The 21,127-nt window shown below is 62.7% G+C and carries 22 protein-coding genes; 11 read left to right on the top strand and 11 right to left on the bottom strand.

Going from position 1 to position 21,127, the window contains the following annotated elements:
• Positions 1 to 549: 549 nt before the first annotated feature.
• Positions 550 to 813 (bottom strand): 30S ribosomal protein S20, encoded by a 264-nt coding sequence (rpsT, locus tag ACVC7O_RS21015; protein WP_458324057.1) that lies wholly within the window; start codon positions 811 to 813, stop codon positions 550 to 552.
• Positions 814 to 1,106: 293 nt separating this feature from the next.
• Here rpsT and ACVC7O_RS21010 point away from each other — a divergent pair, with 293 nt between their 5' ends.
• Positions 1,107 to 2,294, top strand: a complete 1,188-nt coding sequence (locus ACVC7O_RS21010; RefSeq protein WP_458324056.1) for a Hint domain-containing protein — start codon at positions 1,107 to 1,109, stop codon at positions 2,292 to 2,294.
• Here ACVC7O_RS21010 and ACVC7O_RS21005 read toward each other — a convergent pair.
• The 3 genes from ACVC7O_RS21005 to mutM all read right to left on the bottom strand — a co-directional run bounded on the left by ACVC7O_RS21005 (position 2,291) and on the right by mutM (position 4,637).
• Positions 2,291 to 2,884 (bottom strand): histidine phosphatase family protein, encoded by a 594-nt coding sequence (locus ACVC7O_RS21005; protein WP_458324055.1) that lies wholly within the window; start codon positions 2,882 to 2,884, stop codon positions 2,291 to 2,293. The two genes, ACVC7O_RS21010 and ACVC7O_RS21005, sit on opposite strands and share 4 nt — an antisense overlap.
• Positions 2,885 to 2,945: 61 nt before the next feature.
• Positions 2,946 to 3,722, bottom strand: a complete 777-nt coding sequence (locus tag ACVC7O_RS21000) for an enoyl-CoA hydratase (RefSeq protein ID WP_458324054.1) — start codon at positions 3,720 to 3,722, stop codon at positions 2,946 to 2,948.
• Positions 3,723 to 3,785: 63 nt separating this feature from the next.
• The gene (gene mutM, locus ACVC7O_RS20995; protein WP_458324053.1) at positions 3,786 to 4,637 is read right to left on the bottom strand and encodes a bifunctional DNA-formamidopyrimidine glycosylase/DNA-(apurinic or apyrimidinic site) lyase; all 852 of its coding nucleotides are present in this window, start codon (positions 4,635 to 4,637) and stop codon (positions 3,786 to 3,788) included.
• Positions 4,638 to 4,723: 86 nt separating this feature from the next.
• On the opposite strand from mutM, the gene ubiE reads away from it, so the two are divergent.
• The gene (gene ubiE, locus ACVC7O_RS20990; protein ID WP_458324052.1) at positions 4,724 to 5,476 is read left to right on the top strand and encodes a bifunctional demethylmenaquinone methyltransferase/2-methoxy-6-polyprenyl-1,4-benzoquinol methylase UbiE; all 753 of its coding nucleotides are present in this window, start codon (positions 4,724 to 4,726) and stop codon (positions 5,474 to 5,476) included.
• Positions 5,477 to 5,556: 80 nt separating this feature from the next.
• Positions 5,557 to 7,104 carry a 2-polyprenylphenol 6-hydroxylase gene (gene ubiB, locus ACVC7O_RS20985; protein WP_458324051.1) on the top strand — a complete coding sequence of 516 codons (1,548 nt, stop codon included), beginning with the start codon at positions 5,557 to 5,559 and terminating at the stop codon, positions 7,102 to 7,104.
• A gap of 215 nt (positions 7,105 to 7,319) precedes the next feature.
• Here the strand turns inward: ubiB and ACVC7O_RS20980 are convergent, their stop codons facing one another.
• Complete coding sequence (locus tag ACVC7O_RS20980) at positions 7,320 to 8,498, bottom strand: acetyl-CoA C-acyltransferase family protein (RefSeq protein ID WP_458324050.1); 1,179 nt, start codon at positions 8,496 to 8,498, stop codon at positions 7,320 to 7,322.
• Positions 8,499 to 8,614: 116 nt separating this feature from the next.
• Between ACVC7O_RS20980 and ACVC7O_RS20975 the strand changes: the two genes are divergently transcribed.
• The 3 genes from ACVC7O_RS20975 to tdh all read left to right on the top strand — a co-directional run bounded on the left by ACVC7O_RS20975 (position 8,615) and on the right by tdh (position 11,499).
• The gene (locus ACVC7O_RS20975; protein ID WP_458324049.1) at positions 8,615 to 9,178 is read left to right on the top strand and encodes a helix-turn-helix domain-containing protein; all 564 of its coding nucleotides are present in this window, start codon (positions 8,615 to 8,617) and stop codon (positions 9,176 to 9,178) included.
• A 93-nt stretch (positions 9,179 to 9,271) separates the two neighbouring features.
• Positions 9,272 to 10,459: a glycine C-acetyltransferase gene (locus tag ACVC7O_RS20970; protein ID WP_458324048.1), complete on the top strand. Its 1,188-nt coding sequence runs from the start codon at positions 9,272 to 9,274 to the stop codon at positions 10,457 to 10,459.
• Positions 10,456 to 11,499: an L-threonine 3-dehydrogenase gene (gene tdh / locus ACVC7O_RS20965; RefSeq protein ID WP_458324047.1), complete on the top strand. Its 1,044-nt coding sequence runs from the start codon at positions 10,456 to 10,458 to the stop codon at positions 11,497 to 11,499. The genes ACVC7O_RS20970 and tdh overlap by 4 nt, the downstream gene beginning before the upstream one ends.
• Here tdh and ACVC7O_RS20960 read toward each other — a convergent pair.
• From ACVC7O_RS20960 to ACVC7O_RS20950, 3 genes are all read right to left on the bottom strand, one after another.
• Entirely contained in the window at positions 11,496 to 12,248 is a 753-nt protein-coding gene (locus ACVC7O_RS20960) for a metallophosphoesterase family protein (protein ID WP_458324046.1), read from the bottom strand. The two genes, tdh and ACVC7O_RS20960, sit on opposite strands and share 4 nt — an antisense overlap.
• 60 nt (positions 12,249 to 12,308) lie before the next feature.
• A complete protein-coding gene (serA, locus tag ACVC7O_RS20955) occupies positions 12,309 to 13,904 on the bottom strand; it encodes a phosphoglycerate dehydrogenase (protein WP_458324045.1) in 1,596 nt (531 codons plus the stop codon).
• A 92-nt stretch (positions 13,905 to 13,996) separates the two neighbouring features.
• Positions 13,997 to 15,136 (bottom strand): phosphoserine transaminase, encoded by a 1,140-nt coding sequence (locus ACVC7O_RS20950; protein ID WP_458324044.1) that lies wholly within the window; start codon positions 15,134 to 15,136, stop codon positions 13,997 to 13,999.
• A gap of 486 nt (positions 15,137 to 15,622) precedes the next feature.
• On the opposite strand from ACVC7O_RS20950, the gene serB reads away from it, so the two are divergent.
• Both serB and ACVC7O_RS20940 read left to right on the top strand, forming a co-directional pair.
• Positions 15,623 to 16,504, top strand: a complete 882-nt coding sequence (serB, locus tag ACVC7O_RS20945) for a phosphoserine phosphatase SerB (protein WP_458324043.1) — start codon at positions 15,623 to 15,625, stop codon at positions 16,502 to 16,504.
• 60 nt (positions 16,505 to 16,564) lie between these two features.
• Complete coding sequence (locus ACVC7O_RS20940) at positions 16,565 to 16,690, top strand: hypothetical protein (RefSeq protein ID WP_458324042.1); 126 nt, start codon at positions 16,565 to 16,567, stop codon at positions 16,688 to 16,690.
• Here the strand turns inward: ACVC7O_RS20940 and ACVC7O_RS20935 are convergent, their stop codons facing one another.
• Positions 16,691 to 17,671 (bottom strand): asparaginase, encoded by a 981-nt coding sequence (locus tag ACVC7O_RS20935; RefSeq protein ID WP_458324041.1) that lies wholly within the window; start codon positions 17,669 to 17,671, stop codon positions 16,691 to 16,693.
• A gap of 178 nt (positions 17,672 to 17,849) precedes the next feature.
• On the opposite strand from ACVC7O_RS20935, the gene ACVC7O_RS20930 reads away from it, so the two are divergent.
• The 3 genes from ACVC7O_RS20930 to ACVC7O_RS20920 all read left to right on the top strand — a co-directional run bounded on the left by ACVC7O_RS20930 (position 17,850) and on the right by ACVC7O_RS20920 (position 20,385).
• Complete coding sequence (locus tag ACVC7O_RS20930) at positions 17,850 to 18,383, top strand: invasion associated locus B family protein (RefSeq protein ID WP_458324040.1); 534 nt, start codon at positions 17,850 to 17,852, stop codon at positions 18,381 to 18,383.
• Between the two features lie 80 nt (positions 18,384 to 18,463).
• The gene (rlmN, locus tag ACVC7O_RS20925; protein ID WP_458324039.1) at positions 18,464 to 19,648 is read left to right on the top strand and encodes a 23S rRNA (adenine(2503)-C(2))-methyltransferase RlmN; all 1,185 of its coding nucleotides are present in this window, start codon (positions 18,464 to 18,466) and stop codon (positions 19,646 to 19,648) included.
• Positions 19,648 to 20,385: a DsbA family protein gene (locus ACVC7O_RS20920; protein WP_458324038.1), complete on the top strand. Its 738-nt coding sequence runs from the start codon at positions 19,648 to 19,650 to the stop codon at positions 20,383 to 20,385. Before rlmN ends, ACVC7O_RS20920 begins: the two co-directional genes overlap by 1 nt.
• Before the next feature lie 33 nt (positions 20,386 to 20,418).
• On the opposite strand, the gene ACVC7O_RS20915 is transcribed toward ACVC7O_RS20920, so the two are convergent.
• On the bottom strand, positions 20,419 to 20,760 hold the full coding sequence (locus ACVC7O_RS20915; RefSeq protein WP_458324037.1) for a phage holin family protein: 342 nt from the start codon (positions 20,758 to 20,760) through the stop codon (positions 20,419 to 20,421).
• Position 20,761: 1 nt separating this feature from the next.
• The gene (locus tag ACVC7O_RS20910) at positions 20,762 to 21,118 is read right to left on the bottom strand and encodes a DUF883 family protein (RefSeq protein ID WP_458324036.1); all 357 of its coding nucleotides are present in this window, start codon (positions 21,116 to 21,118) and stop codon (positions 20,762 to 20,764) included.
• Positions 21,119 to 21,127 lie beyond the last annotated feature (9 nt).

The raw sequence follows: 21,127 nt of genomic DNA, 5'->3' as shown, positions 1-21,127 counted from the left end.
GGTTGACCTGTTTTCCTCTTCGCGTTCCCAAATATGGCGCTGGCTCCCGACCGGGTGGGCCGCACCGCCTCTACCTTCTTCTTCGCGAACATACCTCACCTGTCCTGTCCCCACACGAAACAGGTCAACGTCCAATGGACATTTACAGATTAGGTCATGACTGATCGGAGCACGCCTCCAACACGCGGAAGCAAACTTCGATCAGACGACACCGTCCGCTCTTTTTTTGACAGGGCAAAACGCTGTTGCGCAGCTTTTGCAGACTGAAGGCGTCTCCTTTTTAGTGACACCCAGCCCCTGGTCTGATCTCTGTCGCTGCAGCGCGAAAGAGCCGATCAGGGCCTGTCCCCCCATGGCGATTATGAATCGCAAGACATAGGTAGCAACTTCGTGAGCGAGACGGCAACTGATCTTCATTCTTGACTCAGCATTTTCACGAAAGAATCTCTGAACGCGCGGAAAGAGTCTCATAAATGCAAAAAAGCGCCGAAGATCGACGCTCTTTCTCGCTATTATCGGGGAGGCTCTGCGGTGCTGCAGAGCAGCGCATTACCCCAGTGCCTTGACCCGCGAGGACAGGCGCGAAATTTTCCGCGCAGCGGTGTTTTTATGAAACACCCCCTTGGTCACGCCGCGCATCAGCTCGGGTTGAGCAGCGCGCAGAGCGGCCGTGGCAGCGTCCTTGTCGCCCGAGGCAATCGCCTCTTCGACCTTGCGCAGGAATGTGCGGATGCGCGACCGGCGCGCCTTGTTGATCTGAAACCGCGCTTCGTTCTGGCGGGCGCGTTTCTTGGCTTGTGGCGAATTGGCCATGTCTGTGTCACCTTCTTGGGCTTTGTCTGTGTCTCAAATGCACGACGCCCCCGATCCGGTTTCGGACCCCGATAGGTGATTCTAGCCAAAAGCGGGCTGCACGCGCGTGTCTGGCGGGCTCTATACGGGCCTTTGCGCCGATTGCAAAGCCGAAATTATACGCATTGAGGCCCTGTCCAGCGCAGAGCCGCGCATGTCACCGGCCCACACCCACGGGCTCCTTGACCGGGCTTGGCCAAGGTTGTTAGGCAAATTTCAACCTGCGCTGGTTATCTGCGCCCAGAGGTAAAGATATGGTTGCTAATCTTCAGGGTGTCCGCTTCGACCAGATTTATGGTGACAACAGCGGTACGGGCGGCGGCCAAACGCCCTTTGATTCAGATGGTGATGGCAGTGCGACCCAGGAAGACGAGTTCGTCTCCATCACCAATGACAATGCCACGCCGCTCGACATCTCGGGCTGGCAGATCTGGTCCGATTCCACCGGCAGCGGTGCGCCCGACAAGCCGCAGGACGGTCTCTACCATACATTTCCGTCCGGCACCGTGCTCCAGCCCGGTCAGACGCTCTATATCATCAACGAAATCTCCGGCCCCGCACCCAACTGGGCTCAGGAGGCCTCCGAGGGTGGTGTCGAATCCGGAAGCGGCGGCCAGAACACGAACCTCCTGACCGAAGGCTCGAGCGGCAGCGCGGGGGAATCCATCGCGCTCGTTGACCCGGTCAGCGGCGATTACATCGTCTTCAACATGTCGACGAACGCCCCCAATGTTCAGAACGAAAACGGCTTTCCCGGCACCACCAACATCGGCACCGAAGATGGCCACGCGGTGATGCCCGACCAGCCCGCGGGCACAGCCTACCGGTTCAATTCGAACACCGGCAGCTATGAGCAACAGGACGTCGCCGTGCCCTGCTTTGCCGCGGGCACGCGCATTCACACGCCCAAGGGCTGGGTTCCGGTCGAAGAGCTGCAAGTGGGCGATATGGTGCTGACCGCCGATGCCGGGCCACAGCCGATCCGCTGGCGCGGCCATCGCCTGTTGAACGCCGCGCAGATGGTCGTCACCCGGCAGCATCCGATCGAGTTCAAACCCGGCAGCCTGGGCCCCGGTCTGCCCGCGCGGACGTTGCGCGTCTCACCGCAGCACCGGATCCTGATGCAGGGCGACAGGCTCGTGGCGGCGCGCGGTCTGACCGATCTTCCCAAGGTGCGGGTGATGCAGGGCTGTCGCCAGATCAGCTATCATCATCTCCTGCTCGACCGGCATCACGTCATCTTTGCCGAAGGTGTGGCCACCGAAAGCCTGTTGCCGGGGCGCACGTTCCTCGCGCGCTGCAGCATTTCCGACCGGTTGGAAATCATGCGGATCGCCGGGGCCGCCCCCGAGCCTGCGCGCCCCTGTCTGACGGTGGCGGAGACGCGGCGGTCCCTGCGCGATCACGCCGAGGCGCTGCCTGCCGCCGCGCTGATCGGCTAGCCGTTGTTATAGAGCAGCTCCATCGGCTGCCATCCGGCCAGCGGCACCCGCCGGTCCGCATCACATGCGAAGTAACACCCGCCACCGCCGGGCCCCTGGTCATAATCGCGGCTGATCGGCAGCCCCGACAAATGACAATAGAGCAGGGTGCCCACACCACCGTGCCCCACCACCAGCAGATCTCCCGCGCCATGATCCGCGAGGCAGGCTTCGAATTCCCGCACGATGCGCGCCTGCGCCTCGGCCGCCGTCTCCCAGCCGCGTATGCTCCGCTCGGGCTCGGCAAAGAAGGCATCGGCCACCTGTTCGAACTCCTCGGGCGGCAGAAAGCCGGTGGCGCTGCGGTCGTTCTCATGCATCAGAGCGCGCACCTGCACCTTGCAGCCGAGCGCATCCGCCAGCGGCTCGGCGGTCTCGAGGGCCTTGGTCTCGCCGCTGCTGATCACGGATGTGGTGCCCGCCAGCGCCCCCGACGCGGCCAGCGCCGCCACCCGCTGTTGCCCGACGTCGTTCAGCGACCACAGCGGAATATCCAGATCGGGGTCGATCCGCACCTGAGGGTGGGTCAGATAACGCACGGTTCTGCGCATGCGCAGATCTCCCTTGCCTGATGTGGTCTGAAATTCTGGCGATCCGGCGGACCGGCGCGCCTTACTTGTCGCGAAACTGCGCTTCGCGCTTTTCTAGGAAGGCGCTCATGCCTTCCGACTGGTCCTCGGTCGCAAAGAGCGAATGGAACATGCGCCGCTCAAAGAGCAGCCCCTCGCGCAGCGGCACCTCGTAGGCGCGGTTCACCGCTTCCTTCACGACCATTACCGTGATCATCGACTTTTCTGCAATCTTCTGCGCCGCGCTATGCGCCTCTTCCAGAAGCTTCTTGCACGGCACCACGCGGCTGACGAGGCCCGAGCGTTCGGCTTCCTCAGCGTCCATGAAGCGCCCGGTCAGATGCATGTCCATCGCCTTGGACTTGCCGACGATCCGGGTCAGCCGCTGGGTGCCGCCGATGCCCGCCACGACGCCGAGGTTGATCTCGGGCTGGCCGAACTTCGCGGTGTCCGAGCAGATGATGAAATCGCACATCATCGCCAGCTCGCAGCCCCCGCCCAGCGCATAGCCCGAGACGGCGGCGATGATCGGCTTGCGCACCCGCATGATCTGGTCGGTTTCCGGCGTGAAGAGATCGCCCGAAAACGCCTCGACAAAGCTCTTGTCCTTCATCATCGCGATGTCCGCCCCGGCGGCAAAGGCCTTCTCCGAGCCGGTGATGATGATACAGCGCACCTTGTCATTGGCCTGCGCGTCGCCCAGCGCGTCGGCCAGCTCTTTCATCAAGTCGTCGTTCAGGGCGTTCAGGGCGTCGGGCCGGTTCAGCGTGATCTGGGCCACATGGTTCTCTATCTCAACGATGATCGTCTCGTAGGCCATCCGCAAAGCTCTCGATTTGTGTCACGAACCCTGACTCAATACCAAGGCTTGGCGAGGTTCAAGCTATCTTTGGCATTGCGCGCAGAAGAAAGATGAGCGTCCCGACTGTACGATTCGTCGGATGACGCCGGGGCAATCCGGCGTCTTGCAGGGGGCGCCTTCACGTCCATAGACATCGAAGCTGTGCTGGAAATATCCAAGCTCTCCATCGGCTTGGCGGAAATCGCGCAGCGAGGACCCTCCTGCCCGGATCGCATCGGCCAGCACCGCGCGGATGATCGGCACCAGCGCCGCCACCCGGGTCGCAGAAATCCGCCCGGCCTTGCGCGTCGGCCTGATTTTTGCGCGATAGAGCGCCTCGCAGACGTAGATATTCCCCAATCCGGCAACAATCCTCTGGTCCAGCAGGGCTGATTTCACCGGCGTCATCTTGCCCCGGAAGGCGGCAATCAGGTGATCTTCGTGAAAGTCATTTCCCAGGGGCTCCGGTCCCAACACGGCGAGCAGCTTGTGTTCCGCTGCTGTCGCCGTCTGCATCAGGTCCATCGCCCCGAACCGCCGCGGATCGTTGAAGGTGATCCGCGCGCCGTTCTCCATGTGAAAGACCACGTGGTCATGCTTCTCAGGGGCCGGGTGGTGATGCACGAACTGCCCAAGCGGGTCGCCCGAGACCATCATCCGCCCCGACATGCCCAAATGGATGAGCAGCGTCTCGCCCGAACTCAGATCGGCCAGAATATACTTCGACCGCCGCCGCAACCGTTCGACCCGTTGCCCGGTCAACCGCGCCGCCATGCGCTCCGGGAACGGCCAGCGCAGATCGGGCCGGTTCACATCCGCCTGCGCAATCACGGCGCCCGTCATCGCAGGCTCCAGCCCCCGGCGCACGGTTTCGACTTCTGGCAGTTCGGGCATCTTCCCCCCTGTGACCAAAGGGCCGCATTGTGCCTCGCCCTCAGAGCCCTATAACAAAGCGCGACACGCAAGGACCACAAGACCCCATGAGCGACGAGACCGACAAAACCACGCACTTCGGCTATGAGACGGTGCCCGAAGGCGAAAAGGCAGGCCGCGTGCAGGGGGTCTTCTCCTCGGTGGCCAGCCGATACGACATCATGAACGACGTGATGTCAGCCGGCATTCACCGCCTGTGGAAAGACGCGATGATGGACTGGCTGGCGCCGCGTCCGGGTCAAAAGCTGCTCGACGTGGCGGGCGGCACGGGCGATATCTCCTTTCGCTTTCTCAAACGCGCAGGCTCCGGCCATGCCACGGTGCTCGACCTCACCGAACCCATGCTCGTCGAAGGCCGCAAACGGGCGGACGCAGCACAGATGCAGGACAGTCTCGACTGGGTCGTCGGTGACGCCATGGCCCTGCCTTTCGAGGACAACAGCTTCGACGTCTACACTATCTCCTTCGGCATCCGGAATGTGACCCGCCCGGAAGAGGCGCTCTCCGAGGCCTATCGGGTACTGAAACCCGGCGGCCGCCTGATGGTGCTCGAATTCAGCCAGCTGCCCAACCCCGCCATGCAAAAGGCCTACGACCTCTACAGCTTCAACGTCATCCCGCGCATGGGGCAGGTCATCGCCAACGACCGCGACAGCTACCAATACCTCGTCGAATCCATCCGCAACTTCCCCGATCAGGAGACCTTCCTCGGCATGATCCGCGCCGCAGGGTTCGAGCAGGCCAAGTACCGCAATCTCAGCATGGGCATTGCCTGCCTGCACTCGGGGTGGAAGATCTGATGTCGCGCGCCCCGCTTCAGTGGTCCTGGGATATGCCGCGGCTCGACGCGGGGCAGAGCCCCACAAAGGCCGGGTAATCCATGCGCGGCCCGCACAACATCTGGCGGCTGATCCGCACCGGCGCGACGCTCGAACGCACAGGCGCGATGCGCGTCGTGCTCGACGCCTTCGAGGCCCCACCGGCCCTGCGGTTCGTCGCCCGCGCGCTGGGCCTGCCCTTCAAGTGGCTGGGCTACCCAGGTGATCCGACCATGCCGCCCGCAACCCGCGCGCTCACCGCCCTTGGCCCCGCCTACATCAAGTTCGGCCAGATCCTCTCGACACGCCCCGATGTGGTCGGCGACGAGCTCGCGATCCAGCTGCGCGTGCTGCAGGACAAGCTGCCGCCCTTCTCTGTCGAAGAGGCCAAGGCCGAGGTCCAGCGCGAGCTGGGCGTCCCCGTGGATCAGATCTTCTCGGAGTTCAGCGAACCTGTCGCCGCCGCCTCCATCGCGCAGGTGCACAAGGCGCGGCTCGCCTCCAACGGCGAGGCGGTCGCGGTCAAGGTCCTGCGCCCCGGCATCGAGAAAGCCTTCCGCAAGGATGTGGACGCTTTCTATCTCGCCGCGCGCATGGTCGAGATCTTCTCGCCCGGATCCCGCCGTCTGCGCCCCATGGAGGTCATCGAGCATTTCGACGGTGTGGTCCGTGGCGAGCTTGACCTGCGGCTGGAATCCTCTGCCGCCTCCGAATTCGCGGCCAACACCAAGAACGACGACGGCTTCCAGCTGCCGCAGATGAAATGGGAGTACTCCGCCCGTCGTGTCATGACGCTCGGCTGGGCCGACGGCGTGCCCATGGGCGACAACGCCGCCATTGATGCAGCGGGCCACAACCGCGTGGACCTTGGCGACCGGGTGTTGAAGCTCTTCCTCAACCACGCCCTGCGCGACGGCTATTTCCACGCCGACATGCACCAGGGCAACCTCAAGGTCGCGCCCAACGGCGACATCATCGCCTATGATTTCGGGATCATGGGGCACATCGATGAATACACCCGCCGGGTCTATGCCGAGATCCTCTTTGGCTTCATCCGCAAGGACTACAAGCGCGTGGCCGAGGTGCATTTCGAGGCCGGTTACGTCCCCGCCGACAAGGATGTGGATGAATTCGCCCGCGCCCTGCGCGCCGTCGGAGAGCCGATCTTTGGCATGGATGCTTCGAAAATCTCCATGGGGCGGCTCCTGAACTATCTCTTCGAGGTCACCGAGCGGTTCGGGATGGAGACCCGCACCGAGCTCATTCTGCTGCAGCGGACCATGGTGGTGGTCGAAGGCGTGGCGCGCTCGCTCAACCCGCAGATCAACATCTGGCAGGTGGCAGCCCCCTTGGTCACGGACTACATTTCGAAATCCATCGGGCCCAAAGCGGTGCTGACCGATCTGGCCAAGACCGCGCGTGTGGTCACGCGCTTCGGCCCGCGTCTGCCGGGCATGGTCGAGGCCGCGCTCATCCGCCAGAGCAACGCCGAAGATCCGCCCCCACCGCGCGGGCTTCTGGAGCGCGTGTTCCTCGCCATTGTCTTCGGCATCTCCATTGGCGTGGGCGGTGCGGCAACGGTGATCCTGATCGACATGACGCTGTTCTGAGCAGGGCTGGCGCAGCGCGCGCTCTGTTCAGAGCGCGGCAACGAAGAGGGGGGCGGGCGGCCTGAAGCCCGCCCGGACCGGCAAAACACCGACGTGATACCGACGTTTTACCGACGCGATACCGACATGGGCGTTCGCCATAATTTCAAGGGATCAAGCGGCCCGCTCCGCCTCCTCGCCGAAACACCACCCAAGGTGTTGCGCGCACGGTGAGGTCACAGACGCTCAATCGCCAGCGCAATACCCTGCCCGCCGCCGATGCACATGGTGATCAGCGCTTTCGACCCTTGAATGCGCTCGAGTTCATAAAGCGCCTTCACTGTGATGATCGCCCCCGTCGCGCCCACCGGGTGCCCCAAGGCAATCGCCCCGCCATTCGGGTTCACCTTCGCGGGATCGAAGCCGAGGTTCTTGCTTACGGCCAGCGCCTGCGCGGCGAAGGCTTCGTTGCTTTCGATCACGTCGAAATCGCCAGCGTCGAGCCCGGTCTTTTCCAGCAGGTTCTGCACCGCGGGCACGGGTCCTATGCCCATAACCTCCGGGCGCACGCCTGCGTGGGCATACCCCAACACCTGCGCCTTGGGAGTGAGCCCGGCCGCCTCCGCGGCCTCTGCGGTCGCCAGCACGACGGCGCCCGCGCCATCATTGATCCCGCTGGCATTGCCTGCGGTGACCGAACCGTCTTTCTGGAACACGGGCCGCAGGCCAGCGAGGGCATCAAGCGTGGTCGCCTTGGGGTGTTCATCCACTTCAAAAGCCACCGTGTCGCGCTTCACACGCACCTCGACCGGCGCGATCTGGCTCGAAAAATGCCCCGCCTCGATGGCCGCTGCAGCGCGGTGCTGGCTCTCGAGCGCAAAGGCGTCCTGATCGGCGCGGCTGATGTCATGCTCGGCGGCCACGTTCTCGGCCGTGACCCCCATATGGCCGGTGCCAAAGGGGCAATTCAACGCGCCCAGCATCATGTCGAGCGTGCGGATATCGCCCATCTTCGCGCCCCAGCGCTGGTCCGGCACGATGAACGGCGAGCGCGACATGTTCTCGGCCCCGCCGGCCAGGCCAAACTCTGCATCCCCCAGCATAAGCGACTGAATAACAGAGACAATCGCCTGTACCCCGGACCCGCACAGCCGGTTCACGTTCATCGCCGGTACCGTGTCTGGCACCCCCGCCTGCATCGCGGCCACGCGGCTGAGGTACATGTCGCGCGGCTCGGTGTTGATCACATGGCCAAACGCCACATGGCCGATCTGGCCGCCCTCGACACCGGAGCGTTCCAGCGCGGCCTTGGCGGCGACCGTCCCGAGGTCAATCGGCGTGGTGCCCGCCAGCGCACCACCAAAAGTGCCGATGGCCGTCCGGGCTCCGTCCAGAATCACGATCTCTTTGGTCATGGTGCTCTCCCTTTTTCGGTGTCTTATCCTGCCCGGATGCGCGGTTGTCAGCAACGACGTCTCGTCAGCCACGCTTTCATTTGACAAGCCTCCGGCATATCGGCCATGTCTCCGGCATGACGGATACCGTTGACGACATCCTCACGCAGTTGCCTGCCCGCCTCAAAGAGGCCCGGCGCTCGCAGGGGCTGTCGCTGGATGCGGTGGCAAAACTCTCGGGTGTGTCCCGCTCCATGGTCAGCCAGATCGAGCGCGGCGAGAGCAGCCCCACCGTGGCGACGCTCTGGAACCTCACCCGCGCGCTGCAGGTCGATTTTGCGGGTCTGCTGGACCAGAGCCCCGCGGCGCAGATCGAGACCCTGCGTGCCGCGGATGTGCCGACCATCGATAACCTCGGCTCGGGCTGTCGCGTACGGATTCTCTCGCCGCCCGAAGACGCCGGGCGCCATGAGGTCTATGAGTTAACGCTTTCTGAAGGCGGAATGCTTGATAGTCAGCCACATACCCGTGGCGCGCGCGAGCATCTGACCGTGATCTCCGGCGCTCTGACGGTCACCAGTGGCGAGATGAACAGCCGGTTGGGCCCCGGCGATACCGCACGCTATGCCGCCGATGTGCCGCACAGTATTGCCGCCGCAGATGGCGAAGTGCGCGCTTTTCTCGTCGTACGCGACCCCTAAGTACGACATATCGGAAAAAATCCGCTATAGTGTATTTCTTCTATTTCGGATTTCCTTCCGTCATGGTAGAACATGCAGGAAAGGAGCCCCGATATGACCCAGGCCTATCTCGACCACATCTCCGCGACCCTCGACCAGATCGAGGCTGACGGGATGATGAAGCGCGAGCGTGTGATCACCTCGCCGCAGAGTGGGCAGATCTCGGTGGGTCCGCGCGAGGTCATCAACCTCTGCGCCAACAATTACCTCGGTCTCGCCGACCACCCCGATCTGATCGCGGCGGCCAAATCGGCGATGGACCCGCGCGGGTTCGGGATGGCGTCGGTGCGGTTTATCTGCGGCACGCAGGATCTGCACCGCCAGCTGGAGCAGAAGCTGGCAGACTTTCTTGGCAAGGACGATTCGATCTTGTTTGCCGCCTGTTTCGACGCGAACGGTGGGCTCTTCGAGCCGCTTCTCGGGCCAGAGGATGCGGTGGTGTCGGACGCCCTTAACCACGCGTCGATCATCGACGGTATCCGGCTCTGCAAGGCCAAGCGCTACCGCTATGCGAACTCCGATATGACGGACCTCGAAGGGCAATTGAAGCTCGCCCGAGAGGAAGGTGCGCGCTTTATCCTGATCGCGACCGATGGTGTCTTCAGCATGGATGGCTATCTCGCGAAATTGCCTGAAATCAAGGCGCTGGCGGAAAAGTACGACGCGATGGTCATGGTGGACGACTGTCATGCAACCGGCTTCATGGGGCCGAAAGGTGCCGGTACACCGGCCCATGCAGGTGTCGACGTGGACATCCTCACCGGCACGCTGGGCAAGGCGCTCGGCGGGGCCATCGGCGGCTACATCGCCGGGCCGCAGCCGGTGATTGATCTGCTGCGGCAACGGGCGCGGCCCTATCTCTTCTCCAACTCGCTGCCGCCGTCGATCGTTGCCGCCGGGATCAAGGCGCTCGATCTTGTGGCCGAAGGCGAAGAGCTGCGCGCGCGGCTTTTCGAGAACACTGCATATTGGCGCGCGGGGCTCGAGACGCTCGGGTTCGACCTGTTGCCGGGCGAGCATCCGATCGTGCCCGTGATGCTGGGCGAGGCGCAACTGGCGCAGGATATGGCGACGCGGCTCTTCGATGAGGGCGTCTATGTGTCCGGCTTCTTCTTTCCGGTCGTCCCCCGCGGGCAGGCGCGCATTCGCACGCAGATGAACGCGGCCCTTACGCGGGACGACCTGGACCGTGCACTGACCGCTTTCGAGACGGCGGGCAAGGCCTGCGGGGTGATCTCATGACAAATGAAATGAAGGCCTTGTCCAAGCTGCATGCTCGCGAAGGGCTCTGGATGACCCATGCGCCGGTGCCCGAGATTGGCCCCGACGACGTGCTCATCAAGGTGAAGAAGACAGGGATTTGCGGCACCGACATCCATATCTGGAACTGGGACGACTGGGCGGCCAAGACCGTGCCTGTGCCGCTGATCACTGGCCATGAATTCGCCGGTGAGATCGTTGAAATCGGCTCTAACGTCGAGGATCTGGCGATTGGTCAGCGCTGTTCGGGCGAGGGGCATCTGATCGGCAAGACCTCGCGCCAGAGCCGGGCGGGCAAGTTCCACCTCGACCCGGCGACGCGTGGCATCGGTGTGAACGAACAGGGCGCCTTCGCGCAATACCTCAAGCTGCCCGCCTTCAACGTGGTGCCGCTGCCTGATGAGATTAGCGATGACATCGGCGCCATCCTCGACCCGCTTGGCAATGCGGTGCACACGGCACTCAGCTTCGACCTCGTGGGTGAGGATGTCCTGATCACCGGCGCGGGCCCTATCGGGATCATGGCGGCAGCCGTCGCCCGGCATGTGGGCGCACGGCACGTGGTGATCACCGACGTGAATCCGGACCGCCTTGCACTGGCTGCCGAGGTCACGGATGTGGTTCCGGTGAACGTCGCCAAGGCCGATCTGGCCGAAACAGTCTCTGATCTGAAGATGAAGCAGGGCTTCGATGTGGGGCTCGAGATGTCGGGCAATCAGGCGGCGCTTGACCAGATGGTCGAGGCCATGACGATGGGCGGGCGCATCGCGATGCTGGGTATCCCGCCGGGTAAGAGCCCGGTGGATTGGTCCCGGATCGTCTTCAAGGCCATCACGATCAAGGGCGTCTACGGGCGCGAGATTTTCGAGACATGGTACAAGATGATCGCGATGTTGCAGAATGGCTTGGATGTCAGCCGCGTGATCACGCACCGGTTCCCGGTCGACGACTTCGAGGCTGGCTTCGCGGCGATGAAGTCCGGCAGCTCCGGCAAGGTCGTCCTCGACTGGACGGGCGCCTAGCCGAACAAGCCGCGTTTGCGGGCCTGGGGGATCTCCTGGCGACCCTTTTCCGACAAAAGCCAGCCCTGCCGCCCTTCGAAGACCGCCGCATGCAGCGGGCGGAAATAGCCCGCACCCCCATCGAGGTTGACCCGATTGCCCGCGTGCTCCGGCCACTCGATCGACGTATGCCCGTGCACGACGAGGCGCCCGTGATCGGTCTTGTCATCGATGAAGTCCTTGCGGATCCAGATCAGGTCTTCTTCGACCTGCGCGTCCAAGGCCACACCAGGGCGAATGCCTGCATGCACGAACACCAGATCATCGGTCACATGCATCAACGGCAGCTGCGCCAGGAAGTCGCGATGGGTCTGCGGCACGGCGGCCCGGGCCGCAGCGAGAACAGGCTCTAATTCGGAGGTTTCCGAGGCTTCCACGCCGTAGGAGGCCATCGTCTTGTCGCCGCCCAGCCGCGGGTTGAACCATGTGAGCCCAACCGAGGTGGCCGGGTCATAAACCGTCATGTCATCGAGAAAGCGGCTCAGATAGCGGTCGTGATTGCCCTTGAGCATCACCCAGTTGCGCCCCTGCTCTTGCGCGTCCACGAGAAACTGGATGACGCCGCAACTCTCTGGTCCTCGATCGACGTAATCGCCCACCAGAACCACACGTGCGTCCGGCCCACCATCGGCCTCGATCAGCGAAAGGACACGTTGCAACTCGTCGAGCCGCCCGTGCACATCGCCAATAGCATAGATCGGATCGCTCATCACCGCCTCCAGCGGACAGCGCAGTCGCAAGGACCACGCTGCCCGGCTAAAACAGAGATGTCAGACGACGTCAAACTGCAAAGGCTTGATCTGGGTAAAAAGCCCCGTCTCAGCGAGCTTTGCGCGCGCCTCGGCGGGCACCGGTTCGTCCACGTAGAGCAGGGCAATCGCCTCGCCGCCTGCTTCGGCGCGGCCCAGCGTAAAGTTCGCGATGTTCACGCCGTTGTCGCCCATTGTCTGCCCCAGCGCACCGATGATGCCGGGCACGTCCTCGTTCGTGGTGTAGAGCATATGCGCGCCGACCTCGGCGTCGATGTTGATGCCCTTGATCTGGATGAACCGCGGCTTGCCGTCGGAGAACACGGTGCCCGCCACCGACCGCTCACGTTTTGCGGTGACCACGGTGACTTTGATGTATCCTTCGAATACCCCGGATTTGTCCTGATTGGTCGTCGAGATTTGAATGCCGCGTTCCTTCGCGATCACCGGGGCCGAGACCATGTTCACATCGGGGTTGGCCTTCTTCATGATGCCCGCCACAACGCCACAATTGAGCGCTTCGAGGTTCATGCCCGCCACCACCCCGTCGTAGAGGATGTTGATCGCCTGAATGGGCTCGTCCGTCATCTGGCCGATGAAGCTGCCCAGGTGCCCGGCGAGCTTGACCCAGGGCCCCATGACCTTGGCCTCTTCCGCCGTGACGGAGGGCATGTTGAGCGCGTTTTCGACGGCGCCAGTCAGCAGGTAGTTTGACATCTGCTCGGCCACCTGCAGAGCCACGTTTTCCTGCGCTTCGGTTGTGGCCGCGCCGAGGTGCGGGGTGCAAACGACGTTCGGCAGGTGGAACAGCGGGTTTTCGGTGGCCGGTTCGGTTTTGAAGACGTCAAAGGCAGCGCCCGCCACATGGCCGGATTTCAGCGCATCCGCCAGCGCCTCTTCATCTACGAGACCGCCACGCGCACAATTGACGATCCGCACGCCTTTCTTAGTCTTGGCGATGTTCTCCCGGCTGAGGATATTTGCCGTCTGATCGGTGAAGGGCACGTGCAGGGTGATGAAATCCGCCCGGCGCAGCAGGTCGTCGAGTTCGACTTTCTCGACACCCATCTTTTCAGCCTTTTCCTGCCCAAGGAAGGGGTCGTAGGCGAGCACCTTCATCTTGAGCGCGCGGGCGCGGTCACAGACGATGCCGCCGATGTTGCCCGCGCCGATCACACCCAGCGTCTTGCCGGTCAGTTCAACGCCCATGAACTTGGACTTCTCCCATTTGCCATCATGGGTCGAGGCGCTGGCCTCAGGGATCTGCCGGGCCACGGCGAACATCATCGCAATGGCGTGCTCGGCGGTGGTGATCATGTTGCCGAAAGGCGTGTTCATGACGATCACGCCCTTTTTCGAGGCGGCGTCCTTGTCGATATTGTCGGTGCCGATCCCGGCACGGCCAATGACTTTCAGGTTGTCGGCGGCTGCGAGAATCTTTTCCGTTACCTTGGTGGCAGAGCGGATCGCGAGGCCGTCATAGTCGCCGATGATCGCGGCGAGCTTTTCCTTGTCTTTACCCACGTCGGGCTGGAAATCCACGGCGATGCCGCGATCCTTGAAAATCTGCACAGCGGCGTCTGAGAGTTTGTCGGAGATGAGAACTTTAGGGGCCATTTTGTTGGTCCTTGTGATCGAAGAGGGGAGCGGTGGCCCAAGGCCCACCGTACCTGCTGGCAGGTTGGGTGGGCTTTCAGGCCACCCGTTGTTCAAGCGTTGATTTCTGTATCGAAGGCCCAGGCGAGCCAGGGCAGCATCGCCTCGATGTCCGAGGTTTCGACGGTCGCGCCGCACCAGATGCGCAAGCCCGGAGGGGCGTCGCGGTAGGCGCCGATGTCGAGCGCCACACCCTCGTCGGCCAACCGTTTCGCGACAGCCTTGGCGAAGGCGGCACCGTCGGTGATCCGCGCGTCGGTGAACTTGAGGCAGACCGAGGTGTTCGAGCGCGTCGCGGGATCGCTTGCGAGGAAATCGATCCAGTCATGTGCCGCGACGAAGTCTGCAACGGCGGCGGTATTTGCGTCGGCGCGCGCGATCAGGCCCTGCAGGCCGCCAACGGATTCGGTCCAGTCGAGCGCCACCAGATAGTCTTCAACGCAGAGCATGGAGGGCGTGTTGATCGTCGCACCGGTGAAGATGCCTTCTATGAGCTTACTGCCTTTGGTCAGGCGGAAGATCTTGGGCAGCGGCCAGGGCGGGGTGTAGCTTTCCAACCGCTCCACCGCGCGGGGGCTCAGGATCAGCATCCCATGCGCCGCCTCACCGCCGAGCACTTTCTGCCAGCTGTAGGTTGTCACGTCGAGCTTGTCCCAGGGCAGGTCAACCGCAAAGGCGGCAGAGGTCGCATCGCAGAGCGTGAGGCCCTTGCGGTCTGCCGGGATCACATCGCCCGAGGGCAGACGCACGCCAGAGGTCGTGCCGTTCCAGGTGAAGCACACATCATTGTCATAGTTCAGCGCGGCCATATCGACGATCTCGCCGTAGTCCGCCGTGTGCACTGTGTGCTGGATCTTCAGCTGCTTGACCACATCCGTGACCCAGCCGGCGCCGAAGCTTTCCCAGGCGACCATCTCGGCGGGGCGCTCCCCCAGCAACGACCACATGGCCATCTCATATGCGCCCGTGTCAGAGGCGGGGACGATGCCGATGCGATAGTCCGCAGGCACGCCGAGGATTGCGCGCGTGCGCTCAATCGCGGCCAGCAGCTTGGACTTGCCTTCCGCAGCGCGGTGCGAGCGGCCGAGCGGCGCATCCGCGAGCTTGTTCAAGTCAAATGTGGGGGGTTTGGCACAGGGGCCAGAAGAAAAACGCGGATTTTCCGGCCGCGCGCCGGGTGTCTGAGTAGCCATCAATGCTATCCTTCCAGATATGCGCCCTTCGTTGGGGAAGGGTGTCCCACGGGCGGGTCTATGGGGCTGCGGCCTCTGGTGCAACGGAAAAAACGGGGCTAGAAGGGCGCCGCGTCGCGTTTTTGCGATATCTAATGCGCCAATCGGAAACTAGTTTTCAGAAGAGCTGTCTAGGAAGATGCGTGCTTCATTTTTCTTGCAAATAGGCCGTTTCTCTGAATCTATGAAGCTGAGGCCCATCAGCGTTTCATGCTTCTTTGGTAGATTAGCAGCCCTTTTTGGGCTTAGACCGCTGATGCGGCTTCACCTTGACCGTCTTTGGCCCCGGCTTTTTTGTTGTGCGAACAGTTCGTTTTGTCGTTCTGCACGCCATCATACATCACCCCCTTCCTGACGTCATGACGCCACAAGATGTTGTGTGCTGATGGGCCTCTCCTACAAGGAACCCGAAATTTGACTCAAAATCAAGCTCTTAACGCGCTGCAGATGAGATCTGTATGCACTCTTTTGGTCAACAAACGCAGTGGCGTTCTTGATCCGGCTCTGGTCGAGGCGCTGCGCAATGCCTGGGGTGGCGGTGAGGTTCTCTGGCTTTCGCCGGATGAGGCGGCGGAGTTCACTGTGCCGCAGGTGCCGGGCAATCGTTGGGAGGTCTGGGCCGATGTGCAGGCCCAGGGCGTCGATCTGGTGGTGCAGGGCTCCGAAGCTCGTCGCAAGAAGATGTTGCTCGCTGATATGGACAGCACCATGATCCAGCAGGAATGCATCGATGAGTTGGCGGATGAGGCAGGTGTCGGCGACCGTGTCAAGGAAATCACGGCTCGCGCAATGAACGGTGAGCTGGATTTCGAAGAGGCACTGCGCGCGCGGGTTGGTCTTCTGAAAGACCTGCCCGTGTCGACCATCTCCAAGGTACTGGAAGAGCGGATCGCATTGATGCCGGGCGGGCCTGTGCTGCTCGCCACCATGAAGGCGCATGGGGCCTATACGGCGCTTGTTTCGGGCGGGTTCACTGACTTTACCGCGGCGGTGGCTGGGAAACTCGGGTTCGATGAAAACCGCGCCAACACCTTGCTCGCCGATGGTGATCGGCTGACAGGCGAGGTTGGCACGCCGATCCTGGGCAAGCAGGCCAAGGTCGATGCGCTGGCCGAGATCACCAACCGCCTTGGCATCGCCGAGACAGACGTTATCGCTGTGGGCGATGGTGCCAACGATCTCGGCATGCTGCACCGCGCAGGCACTGGCGTGGCGTTGCATGCGAAACCAGCGGTGGCCGCGCAATGCGACGTCCGGATCAACCATGGGGATCTGACAGCGCTGCTTTATCTGCAAGGCTATACCGCATCAGAGTTCGTGACCGACTGATCGATGACGTAGGCCGAGGTGTGCCCGGCTGCCACCCGATATCAGCGGAAGGGGTCGAACATGCCGGGCTATGTCTTTGCCGATCATAGCGGGAAAACACCAGAGACGGTGGAGGAGGGCGCCAAGGCCATGGCGGCCTACGGCTCACGCTCGATCGAGGTGGCAGAGATCCACAATCTGATGTGATCAGGCGAGTGTCGCGGCGGGCCTGATCCAGCCGGTCTGCACCCTGCGCCGGTTCAGGATCGGTGCGTTCATCCGCCTGCGGGTCGCGGGGTGATCCGGCTCTAACACGCCGAGTTTGACCAGAATGGCCGCTATCGCGCATTCCGACGCGCGGGTCGTTCCATCGACGACCTTCAGCGCCACGCCGAGCTTCTGGTCGGGCAGGATGGCGATGAAAAACGCCTCCGCCCCCGTCTTGATCGCAACCTTGCCACCCATCGCCTGCATCAATTCGGTGCAGGCACGGCCATCTCCCGCCACGAGGTCGGGATGCAAGCGCATCGCCTCATGCAGCCGGGTCTCTGCACTGTCCGCAGGTGCCGCGGCAAAATGCGCCATCGCCCGCGCCATCCCGTGCAGGCTCGTCGCGAAATTCGGAGCAGAGCAGCCGTCGATACCGAACCCGGGGGAGGTCTCCTCCGTGGTCGCCTCAAACACCTCCAGACAGGCCTTTTGCACCGGGTGATCTGGGTCGATGTACTCTGGTCCCGCGCCCAGATGTTTGGCGAGGGTCAGAAAGCCGGTGTGCTTGCCTGAACAATTGTTGTGAACCTGGCACGGGGCCTCGTCCGCCCGGATCAGCCCTTCGCGAGCGGCGCGATTGTCGGGCATCTGTGGCCCGCAGCGCAGCGCATCATCACCCAGCTCAAGCGTCTCCAACCACGTGGTCACCCGATCGGTATGGATCGCGGCGCCGTTGTGAGAGGCACAGGCCAGTGCGAGATGTTCGGTCGTCAACCGCGCAGCATCAGCAGCGCCGGAGGTGATCAGCGGCAGCGCCTGGATCATCTTGGCGGAACTGCGCGGCAACACCACCGCATCCGGGTCGCCCCAGGCCTCGACAATCTGCCCAGCGGCATCGCAGACCACCGCATGACCGGCATGCGCGCTCTCCAGAAAATCACCGCGCCAGATCTCGACCATGGGTGCTGCCTGCGTCATCTCTAACCCTCAAGAATTTGGCAAAAACCTGCTAATCAGTCGTTCCGGTCTCGCGGATTTTGCGCTACTGTGACACTTGTCGAGAAGATTATCGGGTCTTGCAAGAGAGCGAGTCGAAAAAGGCGCGCCGAGCGGATCACGGGGCATTGAGGTTAAAGACGGCTGGAGGCTGTAAGACATGCAAGTTTTTCGAGGGTTTGCCGGTTTGGTTTCGGCATTGGCGATGACCGCCATGAGCGCACAGGCACAAGATCAAAGCAGCAGTAATCTGGTGGCCGAGAAGACCGATTGGGGCGTCTACGAAGACAGCAATCCCAAGGAATGCTGGGGCGTATCGGTGCCCAAGGAAACCGTGAACACGCGCGATGGCCGGGTGGTTGCGGCGACACGTGGGCAAATCCTGTTGATGGTGTTTTATCGTCCGGGTTCGGGCGCCAATGCGCAGGTGACGTTCACGGGCGGCTATCCCTTTGCGAGCGGTTCGAAAGTGAACATCGATATCGGCGGGTCAAACTTTGCGCTTTTCACCGATGGCGAATGGGCCTGGCCTGAAAACACCGAGGAAGACGCCAAGATCGTCGCGGCCATGAAACGCGGCGCCAATGCGACTGTGACGGGCCTGTCGAGCCGTGGCACCACGACGCAGGACACGTTTTCGCTCCTCGGTTTCACCGCAGCGCTGGAAGAGGCCGAGAAACGCTGCGCAAGCTGATCAAGACTGACAGCGTTTTCCTTTTGATCTTGGCGCAAACCTCTATATAGAGGCGCATCTTCGTCACGTCAGGAAACCCCATGTCTGCCTCAGCGCCGATCACGCAAGATGTTCACACCATTCCGCGCAAGCTGCCGGAGGGGCCGGTCAACCTTGTCGGGCTGACCCGGGACGCCATGCGCGCCGCGCTGATCGATGCGGGCGTGCCCGAGAAACAGTCGAAGATGCGTGTGGGCCAGATCTGGCAGTGGATTTACCAGTGGGGCGTGCGCGACTTTGACGCGATGACCAACCTCGCCAAGACCTTCCGGGCCGAGTTGAAAGAGCGCTTTGTGATCGAGATCCCCGAAGTGGTCTCGAAACAGGTCAGCGAAGACGGCACGCGCAAATACCTTGTGCGGATCGCGGGCGGTCATGAGGTCGAGGTTGTTTATATCCCCGAGGAGGGCCGCGGCACGCTCTGCGTGTCATCTCAGGTGGGTTGCACGTTGACCTGCTCCTTCTGCCACACAGGCACGCAGAAACTGGTGCGCAACCTCACAGCGGCGGAGATCATTGGCCAGGTGATGATGGCCCGCGATGATCTGGGTGAATGGCCCAAGATCGGCGCACCCAAAGATGAAACGCGCCTGCTCAGCAATATCGTTCTGATGGGCATGGGCGAGCCGCTCTACAATTTCGAGAACGTGCGCGACGCGATGAAGATCGCGATGGATGCCGAGGGCATTCAGCTCAGCCGAAGACGGATCACCCTGTCGACCAGCGGCGTGGTGCCAGAGATCGCGCGCACGGCGGAAGAGATCGGCTGTCAGCTGGCCGTGAGCTTTCATGCGACCACCGATGAGGTGCGCGACCGGCTGGTGCCGATCAACAAACGCTGGAACATCGCCGAACTTCTCGATGCGCTGCGGACCTACCCCAAGGTTTCGAATTCGGAGCGCATTACCTTTGAGTATGTGATGCTCGATGGTGTGAACGATACGGACGAGGACGCGCAGCGGCTGATCAAGTTGATCGATGGCATCCCGGCCAAGATCAACCTCATCCCCTTCAACGAATGGCCCGGCGCGCCCTACAAACGCTCGTCCAACAACCGCATCCGGGCTTTTGCGGACATCATCTACAAAGCAGGCTACGCCTCGCCGATCCGGACACCGCGCGGCGAGGACATCATGGCGGCTTGCGGCCAGCTCAAGTCAGCCACAGAACGCGCGCGCAAATCGCGGCGCCAGATCGAGGCCGAAGCGGGGATCGCAGGCGCGTAATGCGCAGGCGCGATGCTCTGATCATCGGCGGCGCTTTTGCTGTTGCGCTGTCCATTCCACCCCTGTTGCGGCGGCGCGGTACACCGTTTGAGTTCACCGATATGCCCGAGCTGCCGGGCTTTCGCCGCTTGGAACACGGCGCGGTGTCTGGGAGCGTGGATGTGTTTGCCGGGTTGCAAACGCCCGATGAGGTGGCGGCCAACGCACGGCTCACCGGAGATCTCTGCGCCGCCATCTTTCCGCAAATGCCAGCGCCGAGCCTCCTGCCTGTCGCGGTCTTTAGCGACTACTACTGCCCCTATTGCGCGGTGCTTGATCGGCGGCTGGCCGATCTAGAGGCCACGGGCGCGGGGATATCGCTGGTGTTTCATGAGCTGCCGCTCTTGGGCGGCCGATCCGTCTGGGCAGCGCAAGTGGCGCTGGCCGCGGCAGAGCAGGCGGACCATAAAGACATCCATCTGGCGATGATGAAAAGCGTGCTACGCCCCGGTCTGGTCGGCATCCGCGATGTTGCGGCGCGCCATGGCCTCGATGCGTCGCAACTCGCCGCTGATGCAGATGGCCAGAGCATCAAGGACAAGGTGCACGATGCGCTCGCGTTGGGCCGGGCGCTTGGCATGCCGGGCACGCCGAGCATGGTGATCGGGCGAACTGTTGTCATCGGCGCACTGTCGGAAGAAGAACTTGCAGAGCTGATCGATCTGGAGCAGCAACGCGGCGCGTTGGGCTGTGGATAACGAAAAAGGGCCGCTCAAATGCGGCCCTCCCGATCAGTGTCGTCTTTGCTGTTGCGCCATCCCCTGCGCCATGCCTTGCATGAAGGCTGCGGCAAGAGGCGGCATCTCCTCCGCCTGCGTCTGCGGTGGCTGATGCCGCAGATGCTTGTCCTCTCGGCCCGAGGCGCCTGCGACGGCCATCATCAACAGCCCGACGCCTAGGAAAGCGCCGCCCATGATCGCGCAGGCCATGATTGGATCGGTCAGCGTCAGAAGCAGCATGAGCGCCGCCGCGCTGAGAAAGCCGAGCCCCGCGAGGCCCATCAGGGCGCCGATACTGCCCAACGCGAACCGCTGGGCAGCTTGGCGGACGGAACGGCGAAGTCGCGCAAACATCTTACGACCGACGCGCCATCATTGAGCCGACCAGGAACCCGATGCCCGCCGCGATCCCGACGGCCATGGCCGGCTGCTGGCGGACGGTGTCCTCGGCTTTCAGATATGCCGCTTCCGCGTCCGAGCGGAGCTTGTCACCGGCTTCCTTGGCCCTGATCTGCGCCTGTCCGACAGTTTCTGTCGCCGAGGCCTTGAACTCAGCAGCTTTCGCTGCTGCGTGGGTCTTGGCCTGATCTTTCTTATCCTGCGCCACCTCTGTCATCAGAGCGGTCAAGGCTGCGATGTCCTGCTTGATCGTGTCGATCTGCGCCGTGACGTCCGTGACGTCGGCTTTTCCATTTGTACGTGCCTGTGCCATTTGGCCCTC

Source organism: Roseobacter cerffii (assembly GCF_054226325.1).
The sequence above is the reverse complement of the archived record's forward strand: the minus strand, read 5'-3'. Positions and strand labels throughout refer to the sequence as shown.

Excerpts from the sequence above, each read along its gene's own strand:
- rpsT (WP_458324057.1), bottom strand. The coding sequence starts at position 813 with ATGGCCAATTCGCCACAAGCCAAGAAACGCGCCCGCCAGAACGAAGCG.
- ACVC7O_RS21010 (WP_458324056.1), top strand. The coding sequence starts at position 1,107 with ATGGTTGCTAATCTTCAGGGTGTCCGCTTCGACCAGATTTATGGTGAC.
- ACVC7O_RS21005 (WP_458324055.1), bottom strand. The coding sequence starts at position 2,884 with ATGCGCAGAACCGTGCGTTATCTGACCCACCCTCAGGTGCGGATCGAC.
- ACVC7O_RS21000 (WP_458324054.1), bottom strand. The coding sequence starts at position 3,722 with ATGGCCTACGAGACGATCATCGTTGAGATAGAGAACCATGTGGCCCAG.
- mutM (WP_458324053.1), bottom strand. The coding sequence starts at position 4,637 with ATGCCCGAACTGCCAGAAGTCGAAACCGTGCGCCGGGGGCTGGAGCCT.
- ubiE (WP_458324052.1), top strand. The coding sequence starts at position 4,724 with ATGAGCGACGAGACCGACAAAACCACGCACTTCGGCTATGAGACGGTG.
- ubiB (WP_458324051.1), top strand. The coding sequence starts at position 5,557 with ATGCGCGGCCCGCACAACATCTGGCGGCTGATCCGCACCGGCGCGACG.
- ACVC7O_RS20980 (WP_458324050.1), bottom strand. The coding sequence starts at position 8,498 with ATGACCAAAGAGATCGTGATTCTGGACGGAGCCCGGACGGCCATCGGC.
- ACVC7O_RS20975 (WP_458324049.1), top strand. The coding sequence starts at position 8,615 with ATGACGGATACCGTTGACGACATCCTCACGCAGTTGCCTGCCCGCCTC.
- ACVC7O_RS20970 (WP_458324048.1), top strand. The coding sequence starts at position 9,272 with ATGACCCAGGCCTATCTCGACCACATCTCCGCGACCCTCGACCAGATC.
- tdh (WP_458324047.1), top strand. The coding sequence starts at position 10,456 with ATGACAAATGAAATGAAGGCCTTGTCCAAGCTGCATGCTCGCGAAGGG.
- ACVC7O_RS20960 (WP_458324046.1), bottom strand. The coding sequence starts at position 12,248 with ATGAGCGATCCGATCTATGCTATTGGCGATGTGCACGGGCGGCTCGAC.
- serA (WP_458324045.1), bottom strand. The coding sequence starts at position 13,904 with ATGGCCCCTAAAGTTCTCATCTCCGACAAACTCTCAGACGCCGCTGTG.
- ACVC7O_RS20950 (WP_458324044.1), bottom strand. The coding sequence starts at position 15,136 with ATGGCTACTCAGACACCCGGCGCGCGGCCGGAAAATCCGCGTTTTTCT.
- serB (WP_458324043.1), top strand. The coding sequence starts at position 15,623 with ATGAGATCTGTATGCACTCTTTTGGTCAACAAACGCAGTGGCGTTCTT.
- ACVC7O_RS20940 (WP_458324042.1), top strand. The coding sequence starts at position 16,565 with ATGCCGGGCTATGTCTTTGCCGATCATAGCGGGAAAACACCAGAGACG.
- ACVC7O_RS20935 (WP_458324041.1), bottom strand. The coding sequence starts at position 17,671 with ATGACGCAGGCAGCACCCATGGTCGAGATCTGGCGCGGTGATTTTCTG.
- ACVC7O_RS20930 (WP_458324040.1), top strand. The coding sequence starts at position 17,850 with ATGCAAGTTTTTCGAGGGTTTGCCGGTTTGGTTTCGGCATTGGCGATG.
- rlmN (WP_458324039.1), top strand. The coding sequence starts at position 18,464 with ATGTCTGCCTCAGCGCCGATCACGCAAGATGTTCACACCATTCCGCGC.
- ACVC7O_RS20920 (WP_458324038.1), top strand. The coding sequence starts at position 19,648 with ATGCGCAGGCGCGATGCTCTGATCATCGGCGGCGCTTTTGCTGTTGCG.
- ACVC7O_RS20915 (WP_458324037.1), bottom strand. The coding sequence starts at position 20,760 with ATGTTTGCGCGACTTCGCCGTTCCGTCCGCCAAGCTGCCCAGCGGTTC.
- ACVC7O_RS20910 (WP_458324036.1), bottom strand. The coding sequence starts at position 21,118 with ATGGCACAGGCACGTACAAATGGAAAAGCCGACGTCACGGACGTCACG.